Source organism: Arthrobacter sp. Alg241-R88, from assembly GCF_900537115.1.
Classification (GTDB): Bacteria; Actinomycetota; Actinomycetes; order Actinomycetales; family Micrococcaceae; genus Arthrobacter.
Map to the genome: position 1 here is coordinate 154,923 of NZ_UNRG01000008.1, position 12,844 is coordinate 167,766.

Genomic DNA, 12,844 nt, shown 5'->3' on the forward strand with positions numbered 1-12,844 from the left:
CGGATTTCGCATCAGGCACCGGTATCGGCTATTCTTGTAAAGTTGCTTTTGCAGCGGATCGGGATGTAGCGCAGCTTGGTAGCGCGCTTCGTTCGGGACGAAGAGGTCGCAGGTTCAAATCCTGTCATCCCGACCAAACAAAAAGAGGGTCTCCTTACGGAGGCCCTCTTTTTGGTTCCCGGCAACCTTCCCGGAAAGGCTTTACAAAAAAGGAAAGGCCCCGGAGCAGATGCTCCGGGGCCCCCCTCGCCTCCTTAGTTGAGGAAGCTACTAAACCGGGTCAGGCCAGTTGCCCGTGTAGGCGGTGTAGCCTGTGCCGGTGCTGCCGGACTTCTTCTCCTTGACCGGCTGAGATACAGGATCCGGCCAGTTCCCGGTCCTCGCTACAGAGACCTGTTCTGTGTCGGCGATGGAACCTGCAGACAAGACGGCCGGAGCCGCTGCAGAAAACGCCAAGGCCCCAGCCAGCGCGACTGCCGCTGCAATCTTCTTCAACATATATGTTCCTCAATACGAGTCGGATTCGTTACAAAGCCAGCACTGTCCTTGTTGACATACATTGTAAAATGTTTTCCACAGGGGCTGTCAAGCGCTAAACGGAAACCTGTGCAGAAAGGAGGAACCCCGTGGGCAACGGATTCGGGGAGAAGCTCCGGGCGGAGCGACTCGAACGGGGGCTAACACAGGCTGAACTGGGCAAGGACCTGTATTCACCCAGCTACATTTCTCTACTGGAAACGGGCCGTAGAGAGCCAACAGCGGAGGTCATCGAAGAACTGGCACGCAGGCTGGAACTTGCGCCCAAGGCGTTGGAGGCCTGGAGCCAGCCGATCACCCTCAGCGACGCTGAATACGTTCTGGCCGGCCTGTACGCCCGCCAGGCTTGGGACCTGCGGGACTACCCGCTCGCCGCAAGCCATGCTGCTGCAGCTGCACAAATAGCATTGGACGGCAGAAACACCAGCGCCTGGTGGAACATGAGTTACATGCAGGCCGAGTGCCTGCTGAAGCATGGCGACCTGCTGGAATGCAGGCAGCTGGTGGAAAGGCTGCTCGAACACCCGATGGCAAAGGAATCGGTGGGTTTGGGTGCGCGTGCCCGCCAGATGCTCGCCGTCGTCTACCAGCGCCAGGGCCAGCTCACGGTTGCCGTGGACCATGCACTGGAAGCCGTCGCCTTCGCCGCGCAATTGCCCAAGGGCTCGATCATTACTGTCGGAGCACTGCGGGCGCTGATCGGCGCGTTGGCTGAAAGCGGCCGCCTGGATGAAGCCTGGAAATATTGCCAGGACTTGCTCGCGCAAGTAGATGAGGACGCCATGTCCCAGCTTGCCGGCGAGGTGGCCTGGGTCATCGGCAACGTGGCGTTCATGCGGCACGATTATGTCGAAGGCGTCAAGCACCACGAACGGGCCGCGAAACTGCTGTCACCGGCCAACGATATCGAGTTGTGGGCCCGTTTCAACAAGGCTTCCGCAGCGGTACGGCTGTCGTCCGGAATAGTGGAGCCTGAAACGCTCTCGTCCATCGAGCGGGCTGAGCTTGCCTTTTCCATCGTCAGTGGAACCAAGAGCGATGAGCTGGAGGTCGCCTTCATCCGCGCCCGCTGGCTGTACCTCACCGGCGACATTGTTGCCGCCGTCGAGAAGCTCCGGGAAATCCACGCCGAGCGCGACGCTCTCGCCAAGCACACGGCTGGAGAAGTTTCCCTCCTCCTGGGCAAGTCGCTGAAGGCGGCCGGCGAGTCGGACGAAGCCCTGGTGTACCTCGAGGAAGCCCAGAAGGCCTTCAGTGCGGCAGGAGCGGCAGACCGCGTCCAGCAGGCACTGGACGCGGTCCTGGAAATTAAGCTGGCCCAAAAGCGGGCAGCGGCTGCCACGGCGGCCAGTTAGGCACAACGCCGTTCGCCGGGAGCAGCTGGGGCTCCGGCAGCGACGGTATCAGGCGAAGGTTTTTCCGGTCAGTTTCTCGTAGGCCTCAACGTAGCGGCTGCGGGTACGTGCGATGACCTCGTCCGGAAGCGCCGGCGGAGGCGTATCGGAAGCCTTGTCCCACCCCGATTCGGCCGACGTCAGCCAGTCCCGGACGTACTGTTTGTCGTAGGAAGGCTGCGCCTGCCCCGGCTGGTATGTGGCGGCGTCCCAGAACCGGGAGGAATCCGGGGTCAGGACCTCATCACCCAACGTGATGGAGCCAGAGACGGGATCGTAGCCAAACTCCACCTTGGTGTCGGCCAGGATGATGCCACGCTCCCGGGCAACCGCCTCCGCCGTCGTATAGATCTGCAAGGTGAGGTCACTCAGCCGGGCAGCGATATCGTCACCAACCATGGCCACGACGGCGTCATAGGTGATGTTTTCGTCATGCTCGCCCACTTCCGCCTTGGCCGACGGGGTGAAGATGGCCTGTTCCAGCCGCGAGCCGTCCACCAGGCCCTCGGGCAGCGGAATGCTGCATACCGTTCCGGACGAACGGTACTCCTGCAGCCCGGAGCCCGTAAGGTAGCCGCGGGCGATGCACTCCACGGGAAACATGTCCAGCTTCTTGCAGATCATTGCGCGGCCTTCGACGGCCTCGGGCACGCCGTCCTCCACCGTGGAGCCCAGCACGTGGTGCTCCACATCCAGCTGGTCAAACCACCATAGGCTCAGCTGCGTGAGGATGCGTCCCTTGTCGGGGATCTCGCTCGTGAGGACATGGTCGAACGCGCTGATGCGGTCACTGGCCACCACCAGCACGCAGTCCTGGCCAACGCGCTGCAGGATGGACTCGTCTGCCGGTTCGTACAGGTCACGGACCTTGCCGGAGTAGACGTGCGTCCACCCCGGCAGGTCCAAGGTCCTGGCGTTGAAACCGCGCGCTGCAGGAATGTCGCTCATGCTAGGCCTTCGCTTTCGTCACAGGCAGGGAACTGGCCGATGCGGACGGGACCTTGATCTCGCCACGGGCAGCCTTGCCCCCGATGTCACTGCGGAACTGCGAGCCTTCCAGCTGAACCAGCTCCACGCCGTCGTACGCTTTTTCGCGCGCCTCCACCAGGTCGCTGCCGAGCGCGACCACCGCGAGCACCCGCCCGCCGGCGGAAACCACCTTGCCGTACTCGTCAAAGGACGTGCCGGCGTGGATCACGTGCACACCCTCCAGCTCGTCCACCTTTTTCAGCCCGCGGATGCGGTCGCCGGTGCGCGGAGTGTCAGGGTAGTTTTCGGACGCGACGACGACGGCGACTGCCGTTTCCTTCGCCCAGCGCAGCTCTTCTGCCTTGTCCAGTTCGCCCTTGGCGGCTGCCAGGAGCAGGGCACCGAGGGGCGTCTTGAGCCGGGCCAGCACGGCCTGGGTTTCCGGGTCCCCGAAGCGGACGTTGAATTCGATGACGCGGGTGCCGCGCGAGGTCAGCGCCAGCCCCACGAACAGTACGCCCACAAAGGGAGTTCCGCGGCGGGCCATTTCGTTGACGGTGGGCTGGGCCACGCGGTCAATGACTTCCTGGACAAGGCCTTCAGGCGCCCATTCCAGCGGGGTGTAAGCGCCCATGCCGCCGGTGTTGGGTCCTTCGTCGTTGTCGAAGATGCGCTTGAAGTCCTGGGCCGGTGAGAGGGGCACGGTGTTCTGGCCATCGCAGAGGACAAAGACGGAAACCTCGGGGCCGTCCAGGAACTCCTCGATCACCACCGAGCCGCCGGCGTCAAAGCAGGACTGTGCATGCGCCAGGGCTTCGTCGCGGTTCCTGGTCACCACCACCCCCTTGCCGGCGGCGAGTCCGTCGTCCTTCACCACGTAGGGCGCCCCGAAGGTGTCCAGGGCTGAGGCGGCTTCGTCGGCGTTGGTGGCCACCATGGCCATGGCCGTGGGTACACCGGCCTCGGCCATGATTTCCTTGGCGAATGCCTTGGAGGCTTCGAGCTGGGCGGCCGCTTTGCTGGGTCCGAACACCGGGATCCCTGCTGCGCGGACGGCGTCGGAAACACCCGCTGCGAGCGGCGCCTCCGGGCCCACCACCACGAGGTCCACGGTGAGCTTGGTGGCCAGGGCGGCTACGGCGTCGGGATCATTGCCGTTGATCTTGTGGGTGGGGACCAGCTTGCTGATGCCGGCATTGCCGGGAGCTGCATGGACCTCGGACACGTTGGGGTCGGCGAGCAGGGAGCGGACAATGGCGTGTTCGCGGCCTCCGGGGCCGATGACGAGTACCTTCACAGTGTCCAAGGGTACTTTGTGCACCCTGCCCGCTCCTAAGCTGTGTCAGCGCCGTCAAAACAATCCCCGGCCCGCTTCGCTCCGAACCTATGTCATGAAAATGCTTCGGAATTGGCTCAAGGGTCCCACCGCCATGGCCGCGCTGGCAGGTGTGGTGGCTGCCGCCGTCGTCCTTGCCGCGGCTGAGCTGGTGGGAGCGTTTTTTACTGCCCGGGCCACACCCGTGCTCGCGTTGGGGTCCACCTTCATTGATTTCACGCCGCCCTGGCTGAAGGATTTTGCGATCGCCACGTTCGGCACCAATGACAAAGCCGCCCTTTTTGTGGGCATGGGACTGACCATTGCCGTCCTGGCCTGTGTGCTTGGCGTGGTGGCATACCGCCGCTGGGCGTTGGGCGTTCTGGGCGTCCTGTTTATGGGTGCGGTCATCGTGGCCAGCGTGGTGACCCGGGCAGGCGTAACCCCGTTGGACGCCATCCCGTCAGTGCTGGGGACCCTGGCCGGCCTGGCGGCCCTGCGGTTCCTGGTCGCCCCGCTGTGGACGGCGAAAGCCTGGCCCGAAGCCGCCGCCGACGTTGCCGGCGACACACCGCGCCCGGGGGCAAGCCGCCGTCGCTTCTTCGCCGCGGCCGGGATCACTGCCGCCGCTGCGGGCATTGCCGCCACGGGCGGCCGCCTCCTGAGTGCCGCCCGCAGCAACATCGCCAAGGCGCGGGAGGCCCTGCAGCTTCCCGTGCCGGCAAGGGCGGCGGCCGCCGTTCCAGCCGGCGTCCAGTCGCCGGTGCCGGGCGTCACGCCGTGGGTTACGCCCAACGGGGAGTTCTACCGCATTGACACTGCCCTCAGCGTCCCGGAAATCAACGCGGACGAGTGGGAGCTCCGGGTGCATGGGCTGGTGGAGGAGGAGTTCCGGCTCACGTTCCAGGACCTGCTCGACGCCGACCTCATCGAATCGCACGTCACGCTCACCTGCGTCTCCAACCCCGTGGGCGGAAACCTCGCCGGCAACGCCAAATGGCTCGGCCTGCCCATCCGCGAGGTGTTGAAGCGGGCAAAGCCGAAGGATGGTGCGGACATGGTGCTGTCCACCTCCATTGACGGCTTCAGCGCGTCCACCCCGCTCGAGGTCCTCCAGGACGACCGGGACGCCATCCTGGCCATCGGCATGAACGGCGAGCCGCTCCCCCTCGAGCACGGTTACCCCGTGCGCATGGTGGTGCCGGGCCTCTACGGATTCGTCTCGGCAACCAAGTGGGTGGTGGACCTCGAAGTGACCAGGTTCGCCGACAGCAAGGCCTACTGGACCGACCGCGGATGGTCTGAGCGCGGGCCCATCAAGACGATGGCGCGGGTGGACGTGCCCAAGTCGTTCGCGAAAGTTGCCGCCGGGAAAGTGGCTGTAGGCGGCACCGCCTGGGCTCAGACACGCGGCATTACCAAGGTGGAAATCCAGATCGACAACGCGGAGTGGGTGGAGGCAGACCTGTCCGCCGAGGCGTCCCTGGTCACCTGGCGCCAGTGGTCCTATGAATGGGACGCCACACCCGGGCCGCACTACATCAAGGTGCGTGCCACAGACGGCTCCGGCGAGGTGCAGACGGACCAGCGCGCGGATCCCGTTCCCGACGGCGCCTCCGGCTGGCAGTCGGTGATGGTGACCGTGGAGTAGCCCGGCTTCCGGGATGCAGGCCCCTAGACTGGCAACATGCCGCATAATCCGCACGCCACCTTCACCGTGGACTCCGCCGTCGAACTGGCCGTGATCGAGCGCAGCGGCTTTGTTGAGTCCCGGCACATCGGCTCGGCCGTGCTGCTGGCGGCGGACGGGTCGGTCGTCACGGAGCTTGGTGATATCAACACACCGATCTTCGCCAGGTCCGCGTTGAAACCGTTCCAGGCTTTGGCCTCGATGCAGTCCGGAGTGCCGCTCCGCGGAGCACAGGTGGCACTGGCGTGCGCGAGCCATGTGGGTTCACTGGACCACATGGACGTGGTGTCCGGCATGCTCAAGGCGGCCGGTGTGCGCGAGGACCAGCTGCAGTGCCCGGAAGCGTGGCCCCAGGATGAAACCGCACGCAACTGGCTGGTGCGCTCCGAACGCGGAAAAACGAGGCTGGCGTTCAACTGTTCCGGCAAGCATGCGGCCTTCCTGTGGGCCTGCACCGAGAACGGCTGGGATACGCACAGCTACCTGGAGCCCAACCATCCCCTGCAGCAGCGGGTCCGCACGGTCATCGAGGAGTACACGGGCGAAAAAATCGCCCACTTGGGAATCGACGGCTGCGGCGCGCCCGTGGCCGCAGTGTCACTCAAAGGCCTGGCGCGCGGCTTTTCACAGCTGGCCAAGGCGCCCGGCGACCAGAGCTTCAACGCCCGGGCCGCCACTATCGCAACCTCGATGCTTGACTACCCGTGGGCGGTGCAGGGCCGTGGCGAGGCCAACACCCTGGTGATGGACGAGCTGGAGATCATCGCGAAAGTCGGTGCCGAAGGTGTCCTCGCCATGGCCACGCCGCAGGGTGTCTCCGTGGCCGTCAAAATACTGGACGGGAATGTCCGGGCCACCTCGCTGGTGGCCCTGACGCTTCTAGCGGCTGCGGGCGCGGTGGAGATTCCGGGGGTTGCGAGCGTGCTCGAGAAAGTGGTGGAGCCGGTGCTGGGCGGCGGCCGCCCGGTGGGGCAGATCCGTCTTGGTCCGGCAGTTTCCGCGCTCCTGGACTGAGTGCCGCTTCACCGGAAGTTGCTGGTTCAGACGTGCTGGTCCACGATCACCGGATTGCCGTCCGGATCAACCACGATGAAGCTCGCCGGTCCGGTGGTTCCTTCCTCAGCTTCCGCCAGGAACGGAATGCCCTGGCCCTGAAGTTCGCGCTGGAGCTCACGAACATCCGTGAAGGTCTCCAGCGGCTGTGCGTCCTGGCCCCATCCGGGGTTGAAGGTCAATGCGTTCTTCTCCAGCATTCCCTGGAAGAGGCCGACGACGGCCTGGCCGTTTTTCAGGATCAGCCAGTTTTGGGACATCTCGCCTGCGAACCGGCTGAAGCCGAGTTTTTCGTAGAATGCCGCTGAGGCCTCGATGTCCTTGACGTTGAGGCTGACTGAAAATGCGCCGAGCTGCACGGGTAGCTCCGTTCTGTTCTGACGATGGTGCTACCGATGCTACCCGCGGCCCGGCCGCGATTCCGTCCCGCCGCCCGTCCGCGGTACCCTGATTGCCTTTGCCCCTGCAACCCAACGTGAAGGAAGCCGGACACATGCCAGTAGCCCGCCGTCGCATCGACGTTCAAGAAGGCGCCGCAGCGGTGGAGGCGTGGCGGAAAGCCGCGGAGCCGTCGTCGGACGCTCCCGTTCCGCGGGCCATCCTGGCCTCTGCCGTACGCTACACGCTGGAGGAAGTCACTGCACGGGCGCCGGGCAATTCGGTGGAGGTGCGCGTGCCGCCCTTCGGTGTCACGCAGTGCGTGGAAGGGCCGCGGCATACCCGCGGAACGCCGCCCAACGTCATCGAGTGCGACGCCGCCACCTGGCTGGGGATGGTGACGGGCCGGTTGAGCTGGGCGGAGGCAGTCGCTGCCGGCAGGGTGGCCGCCTCCGGCCTGCGCGCGGACCTCTCTGCGCTGCTGCCGCTCTAGCCCTCCCCCTTCCGAGTTTTTGTCCAGATATGCAGGCTTCCGAGCCCCGGAACCCTGCATATCTGGACAAAAACTCATCGCCTCCAGCCTTGCTTCCGCAGCGCCTGCTTGACGCGGGACACAACCCACTCCGGGCCGCGCTCCATGTCGATCCGGTTGATCTTCACCTGCCGCCAGCCTGCTTCAAAGACCCGCTGGTCCCGGTAGGAATCAAGGAGCTGCTGTTCCGGAGTCAGGTGGTGCAGGCCCTCGTACTCCAGGCAGGTCCTGAAACGGGCGCAGCCGAGATCCGTCCACACCGCTTTACCCAAGGCATCGTCTACCCGGCAGTTGGGGGAAAACTCCGGAAGACCGGCGTCGTCCAGCATCAACCGCAGCCTTGTTTCTGGCGGCGAGTCGACGCCGACGCGCAGCTGTTCAAGGGCCTCCCTGGCTTTGCGGACGCCATGGATTCCGTTGGCGCCTGCCACGAACTTGCGCAATTCGGGCAGCGGAACCTTCGGTCGCTTTGGCTCCCCGAAAGTCCTGGAGTGCTCGCTGATAATCGCGTCGCCCGCAACGATAAGGTCCTCCAACGGCAGGACCGACCCAAGGTCCACCCAAGTCCGGGCCACCGAGGTCAGCCGCAGCCCGTCGATATTGATGAGGTCACCGTCGCGCACTTTAAGCCGGTGCCCGGCGATTCCCTTCCGCCGCGGGAGCGTTCCGCCGCCTCGACGGGAAAGATGAAGGAAGCGGCCGGGCTCCCGAAAGTGGGCACCGGACTTCTTGCCCCACGGAGGTGGTTCGACGACGGCTGTCACCGGGCCGTCGTCGTCCGGCGCAAATTCTGCCCACGGCGGCAGCGGAATGCCGTGAATTTCCGCCGCGGTGACCAGGCTGGCGAACGTGTCAGCGTCCAGGCGGATATGGGATCGCGCAAGGGCGGCCAGGTCCGGCGGGATCGACTTTGGCACCCGGAGTCCCCTACTGGGCCGGTGCAGATCGCTGGCAGCGAGCCGGCTCCGGCTTAGACCGGAATACCCGGCCTCTTCCTGGCCGAAAGGCCGGCTGCCAAACTGTTCCGGGAGAGGCGACAATCTGCTCATGTTTCATTGAGCCACGCTCAATAAGGCTCCAGGCAGTTATCCACAACCCACACCCGCTCCACCGGAGTTTTTGTCCAGATATGCAGGCTTCCGAGCCTTGGAACCCTGCATATCTGGACAAAAACTCGAATGGGAGGGAACAGGTGGAAGCTGTGGCTTTGAGGAGCTCAGCCGCGGCCGATGAAGGGCATGCCCGCTGCCGTCACCACCACTGACCCAACACTGGCCGTTGGAGGCATGCTGGCCATCATCAGGACCGCACGGGCGGCATCCTCAACAGGAAAAGTGGGTTCAACCCGGCGGCTGCCGTCTGCCTGGAGCGCGCCCTCGCCCACCCCGATGGTGTCCATGATCTCGGTGGCCGTGTTGCCGATATCGATCTGCCCGCACGTGATCCCGAAGCCCCGCCCGTCCAGCTCAATGCTTTTGGTGAGGCCTGTCATGGCGTGCTTGGTCACGGCGTAAGCCACCGTCCGGGGCCGGGGCGAGTGGGCGGAGATGGAGCCGTTGTTGATGATCCGTCCGCCTTGGGGTTCCTGCACCTTCATAGCCCGGACTGCGGCCCCGGCACACAGCATGGAACCGGTAAGGTTCACCGCCACCGTGGCATCCCAGTCCTCCAGCGAAATCTCATCCACGCTCGCGGCCGGCCCGAACACCCCGGCGTTGTTGAACAGCAGGTCCACCCGCCCCCACCGCCGGCGGACGGCCTCGAAAAGATGCTCGACGTCGTCGGGCCGGGTGACGTCGCACGTGACCGGAAGCGCGTGCTCGTGTCCGCCTGCTGTCTCAACAAGTTGCGCCTCGCGCCGCCCGGCGAGGGCGACGCCGTAGCCATCAGCCAGGAGCAGGCGGGCCACTGCCCGGCCGATTCCGGAACCCGCTCCGGTCACCACCGCGACGCGCCCAGGCTGCTGGGGTTGGTTCACACTTTTCTCCTGTACTGCCGATCGAGCCGGCATGCCTGAAGGGAGCGCCTAAACTGACGCCGGCACGTCCGTGCTGTTCAGCGGCCAGCCTATGACGGTTTTGGGCCGCGGTGCAGCGTAGGTCCGGATTTTGGAGGTGGACAGCCGCATCCGGACCAAGGATTCGGCAATCGCCACTGCTGACGCCACACCATCCACCACCGGCACTCCCGCGCGCTGCCGGATCTGCTCATCCAGGCCCGCCATCCCGCCGCACCCGAGCACGATCACCTCGGCTTTGTCCTGGGTTACGGCAAGCATGGCCTGGTTGATAATCGCCTCCACCGCGCGTTCCGGTTCCTCCTCAAGTTCCAGGACGGCCATGCCGCTGGCCCGGACCGAGGCGCAACGGGCGTCCAGGCCCGCCAGCTTGAGCCGGTCCTCGATGAGCGGGACAGTCCGGTCCAGGGTAGTGACCACCGAGTACTTGTGGCCCAGGAACATCGCGGTGCTGGCGGCGGCCTCGGTGATGTCCACCACCGGAACGTCCAGCAGTTCCTGCAGCCCCTCCCGTCCGTGCTCGCCATAACCGGCCTGGACGACGGCGTCGAACGGCTCCGGGTAGCGGGTTACCGCGTCCATCACGGCGATGGCTGCCAGGTAGCTTTCGAAGTTGCCTTCACAGGAGTCGGCACCGAAGCGGGGCGTTATCCCCACGATTTCGGTTCCGGGTGCCGCAATGCTGCGTGCCTGTGCGGCGATGGAGCGGGTCATGGACTCGGTGGTGTTGACGTTCGCAACGAGTATGCGCATTGGTGGTTCCTTAGTCGGTAGTGCTGGCTCAGTGGGTGCTGGCGACGGCGATGGCCTCGCCGTCGCGGTCTTCCAGACGCTGTGACCGGTCCGCGATGGAGAAATACACCACCGCTGCGATGCCGGCGGCGAAGAACCACGCGAAGGGTGCCGCCGAGGCCAGTGCCGGTACGAACGCAATAAGGAGCGCGACGACGGCGGCCGGCACCATGGCGATAATCGCCCTCGGGTTGACGCCGTTCCGGTAGTAGTACGTTCCGGCCTCGGAGGCGGTGTACAGCTCGGGGACGTTGACTTTACCGCGCCGGATCAGCCAGTAATCCGCCATCACCACGCCGAACAGGGGGCCGAGCAGGGCGCCGAGGCCGCCCAGGAAGTACACAATCACCAGCGGGTTGTTGTAGAGGTTCCACGGCAGGATGACGAGGCCGATGACCGCGCTGACGATGGCCGCCTTTCGGAAGTTCAGCCGCTTGGGGAACAGGTTGGTCAGTGCGTAGACGGGAGCCACGAAGTTGGCCATGAGGTTGACGGCGATGGTCAGGATCAGCAGGGCCAGGCAGGCCAGCACCAGGAAAATCGTGTTGGGAATCGTCTGGACGATGTCCGAGGGGCTTTCGATGATGGTGCCATTGATTTTGAACTGCCCGCCGGCCATGACCACAACGATGGCGCCGAAGACGAGCATGTTAATGGGGATGCCCCAGAAGTTTCCGCGGACCACGGCCTTCTTGGAGACGGCGGAGCGGGTGAAGTCGCAGAAGTTCAGGACGAACGTGCCGTAGATGGAGACCCACAGGGCACCGCCGGCGAAAATGGTAAGCCACATCTCGGGCCCTTCGAGGGCGTTGTCCGAGGACCAGGCGATGGCGCCGCCGGCTTCAATGAAGATCCAGACGGCGATGGCTGCCATGGTGGCCAGGATGACCGGGCCGGCGAAGGCCTCGTACTTGCGAATCATCTCCATGCCGAAGCTGACGATGACCAGCTGGACCACCCAAAGGATGACAAAGGCGATCCAGCCCAGGGTGGACAGCCCAAGAATGGAGTCTTTGTCCAGGGCACCGAGGCCCGGGAACATTGCCACAAGCATCACGCGGAAGACCACGGAGGCAAGGTAGGTCTGGATGCCGAACCAGGCCACGGCGACGGCTCCGCGGAGCAGGCTGGCAATCTGGGCCCCGCGGATGCCGAAGCTGATCCGGCTCATGACCGGAAACGGAACGCCGGTTTTGACGCCCATGAATCCGGAAAGGTTCAGGAGGCCGAAAAGCAGGGCCGCTCCGATGCCCAGGGCGAGAAGGATCTGCCAGCCGCCGAGCCCCAAAGCGAACAGCCCGATGGCGAAGGCATAGTTGCCGAGGCTGTGGACATCGTTGGCCCACAGGGTGAAGATGCTGTAGCCGGACCAGCTTCGGCCGGCACGCTTGGTGGGGGCGAGATCCACGTTATAAAGAGTGGGGCTGATGGCCTGGCCGGATGCTGTGCTGGCTGACTCGCACAGGGCTTCAACGGTAAGGGAGGGGTGCGCGGGGGAAACTGACGGCGCTGTCAGGTCGGAAGCCGCGTCAACGCCCACCGGTGGAGGGGTCTGCATAGAGGTCTCAATTCTGGGAGGATCCGCGGTGGTGAGACCGGCTCTGGAAGCCGTTTCTGTTATTCCACACTGCGGAATCAAGATATTGAATAGTGAAATAAGAGTATGACCTGCATCACCCATGGTCAAGGGCGGGGTACGGCCGGCCGTAGTCACAATCGGTTCACAGGACTCTTGGATGGCACGGAGGCGTTCGGCACTGCCGCCAATATTGACCCTCATGCCGCCGTATCGCTAATCTCGTATAGCAAGAATGTTTTCTCACAATACGAAAACATGGGCCATTCGACGATGAAATGAGGCTCCCGTGGCTGCAGGAGAAGATACCTCCCATATCCTCAGCGGGTTGACTAACCAGCTGCCTGATCGTGATCCGGAAGAGACCGCCGAGTGGGTTGAGTCCCTGGATTCGTTGATCAGGGAACATGGTACCGAGCGTGCCCAATACATCATGCGGAGCCTGCTGCAGCGTGCCGGTGCGCAGAGCGTCGGGGTGCCGATGGTGACCACCACCGATTACGTGAACACCATCCCGGTGGACCAGGAAGCGCAGTTCCCGGGCAACGAGGAGTTCGAGCGCCGGTACCGGGCGTACATGCGGTGGAACGC

At 64.5% G+C, this 12,844-nt stretch carries 12 protein-coding genes, 1 tRNA gene and 1 pseudogene; 6 read left to right on the forward strand and 8 right to left on the reverse strand.

What is annotated here, in order from left to right; genetic code table 11:
• Positions 1 to 59: 59 nt before the first annotated feature.
• A tRNA-Pro gene (locus G6R19_RS16445) sits at positions 60 to 136 on the forward strand.
• Between the two features lie 134 nt (positions 137 to 270).
• Here the strand turns inward: G6R19_RS16445 and G6R19_RS16450 are convergent.
• Positions 271 to 498, reverse strand: a complete 228-nt coding sequence (locus tag G6R19_RS16450; protein ID WP_163166902.1) for a hypothetical protein — start codon at positions 496 to 498, stop codon at positions 271 to 273.
• A 128-nt stretch (positions 499 to 626) separates the two neighbouring features.
• Between G6R19_RS16450 and G6R19_RS16455 the strand changes: the two genes are divergently transcribed.
• Positions 627 to 1,892, forward strand: a complete 1,266-nt coding sequence (locus G6R19_RS16455; protein ID WP_163166904.1) for a helix-turn-helix domain-containing protein — start codon at positions 627 to 629, stop codon at positions 1,890 to 1,892.
• Positions 1,893 to 1,940: 48 nt separating this feature from the next.
• On the opposite strand, the gene G6R19_RS16460 is transcribed toward G6R19_RS16455, so the two are convergent.
• Together G6R19_RS16460 and purD are read right to left on the reverse strand one after the other, a co-directional pair.
• Complete coding sequence (locus G6R19_RS16460) at positions 1,941 to 2,879, reverse strand: phosphoribosylaminoimidazolesuccinocarboxamide synthase (protein ID WP_163166906.1); 939 nt, start codon at positions 2,877 to 2,879, stop codon at positions 1,941 to 1,943.
• A gap of 1 nt (position 2,880) precedes the next feature.
• Complete coding sequence (purD, locus tag G6R19_RS16465) at positions 2,881 to 4,197, reverse strand: phosphoribosylamine--glycine ligase (protein WP_163166943.1); 1,317 nt, start codon at positions 4,195 to 4,197, stop codon at positions 2,881 to 2,883.
• A gap of 94 nt (positions 4,198 to 4,291) precedes the next feature.
• Between purD and G6R19_RS16470 the strand changes: the two genes are divergently transcribed.
• Positions 4,292 to 5,866 (forward strand): molybdopterin-dependent oxidoreductase, encoded by a 1,575-nt coding sequence (locus tag G6R19_RS16470; RefSeq protein ID WP_205484503.1) that lies wholly within the window; start codon positions 4,292 to 4,294, stop codon positions 5,864 to 5,866.
• Between the two features lie 36 nt (positions 5,867 to 5,902).
• Entirely contained in the window at positions 5,903 to 6,919 is a 1,017-nt protein-coding gene (locus G6R19_RS16475; RefSeq protein ID WP_163166910.1) for an asparaginase, read from the forward strand.
• Between the two features lie 26 nt (positions 6,920 to 6,945).
• On the opposite strand, the gene G6R19_RS16480 is transcribed toward G6R19_RS16475, so the two are convergent.
• Entirely contained in the window at positions 6,946 to 7,317 is a 372-nt protein-coding gene (locus G6R19_RS16480) for a VOC family protein (RefSeq protein WP_163166912.1), read from the reverse strand.
• A gap of 134 nt (positions 7,318 to 7,451) precedes the next feature.
• On the opposite strand from G6R19_RS16480, the gene G6R19_RS16485 reads away from it, so the two are divergent.
• The gene (locus tag G6R19_RS16485) at positions 7,452 to 7,829 is read left to right on the forward strand and encodes a sterol carrier family protein (RefSeq protein WP_163166914.1); all 378 of its coding nucleotides are present in this window, start codon (positions 7,452 to 7,454) and stop codon (positions 7,827 to 7,829) included.
• A gap of 74 nt (positions 7,830 to 7,903) precedes the next feature.
• On the opposite strand, the gene G6R19_RS16490 is transcribed toward G6R19_RS16485, so the two are convergent.
• From G6R19_RS16490 to G6R19_RS16505, 4 genes are all read right to left on the reverse strand, one after another.
• On the reverse strand, positions 7,904 to 8,785 hold the full coding sequence (locus G6R19_RS16490) for a hypothetical protein (protein ID WP_240341921.1): 882 nt from the start codon (positions 8,783 to 8,785) through the stop codon (positions 7,904 to 7,906).
• A gap of 299 nt (positions 8,786 to 9,084) precedes the next feature.
• Entirely contained in the window at positions 9,085 to 9,846 is a 762-nt protein-coding gene (locus G6R19_RS16495; protein WP_163166916.1) for an SDR family oxidoreductase, read from the reverse strand.
• Positions 9,847 to 9,894: 48 nt separating this feature from the next.
• Entirely contained in the window at positions 9,895 to 10,638 is a 744-nt protein-coding gene (locus G6R19_RS16500; RefSeq protein ID WP_163166918.1) for an aspartate/glutamate racemase family protein, read from the reverse strand.
• 28 nt (positions 10,639 to 10,666) lie between these two features.
• On the reverse strand, positions 10,667 to 12,235 hold the full coding sequence (locus G6R19_RS16505; RefSeq protein ID WP_163166920.1) for an NCS1 family nucleobase:cation symporter-1: 1,569 nt from the start codon (positions 12,233 to 12,235) through the stop codon (positions 10,667 to 10,669).
• 307 nt (positions 12,236 to 12,542) lie between these two features.
• On the opposite strand from G6R19_RS16505, the pseudogene G6R19_RS16510 reads away from it, so the two are divergent.
• Positions 12,543 to 12,844 (forward strand): annotated as a pseudogene (locus G6R19_RS16510) (pyruvate dehydrogenase (acetyl-transferring), homodimeric type); the annotation flags it as partial.

What these genes read in the sequence shown, in the direction of transcription:
- G6R19_RS16450 (WP_163166902.1), bottom strand. Translation starts at nt 498, where the DNA reads ATGTTGAAGAAGATTGCAGCGGCAGTCGCGCTGGCTGGGGCCTTGGCG.
- G6R19_RS16460 (WP_163166906.1), bottom strand. Translation starts at nt 2,879, where the DNA reads ATGAGCGACATTCCTGCAGCGCGCGGTTTCAACGCCAGGACCTTGGAC.
- G6R19_RS16470 (WP_205484503.1), top strand. Translation starts at nt 4,292, where the DNA reads ATGAAAATGCTTCGGAATTGGCTCAAGGGTCCCACCGCCATGGCCGCG.
- G6R19_RS16475 (WP_163166910.1), top strand. Translation starts at nt 5,903, where the DNA reads ATGCCGCATAATCCGCACGCCACCTTCACCGTGGACTCCGCCGTCGAA.
- G6R19_RS16485 (WP_163166914.1), top strand. Translation starts at nt 7,452, where the DNA reads ATGCCAGTAGCCCGCCGTCGCATCGACGTTCAAGAAGGCGCCGCAGCG.
- G6R19_RS16500 (WP_163166918.1), bottom strand. Translation starts at nt 10,638, where the DNA reads ATGCGCATACTCGTTGCGAACGTCAACACCACCGAGTCCATGACCCGC.
- G6R19_RS16505 (WP_163166920.1), bottom strand. Translation starts at nt 12,235, where the DNA reads ATGCAGACCCCTCCACCGGTGGGCGTTGACGCGGCTTCCGACCTGACA.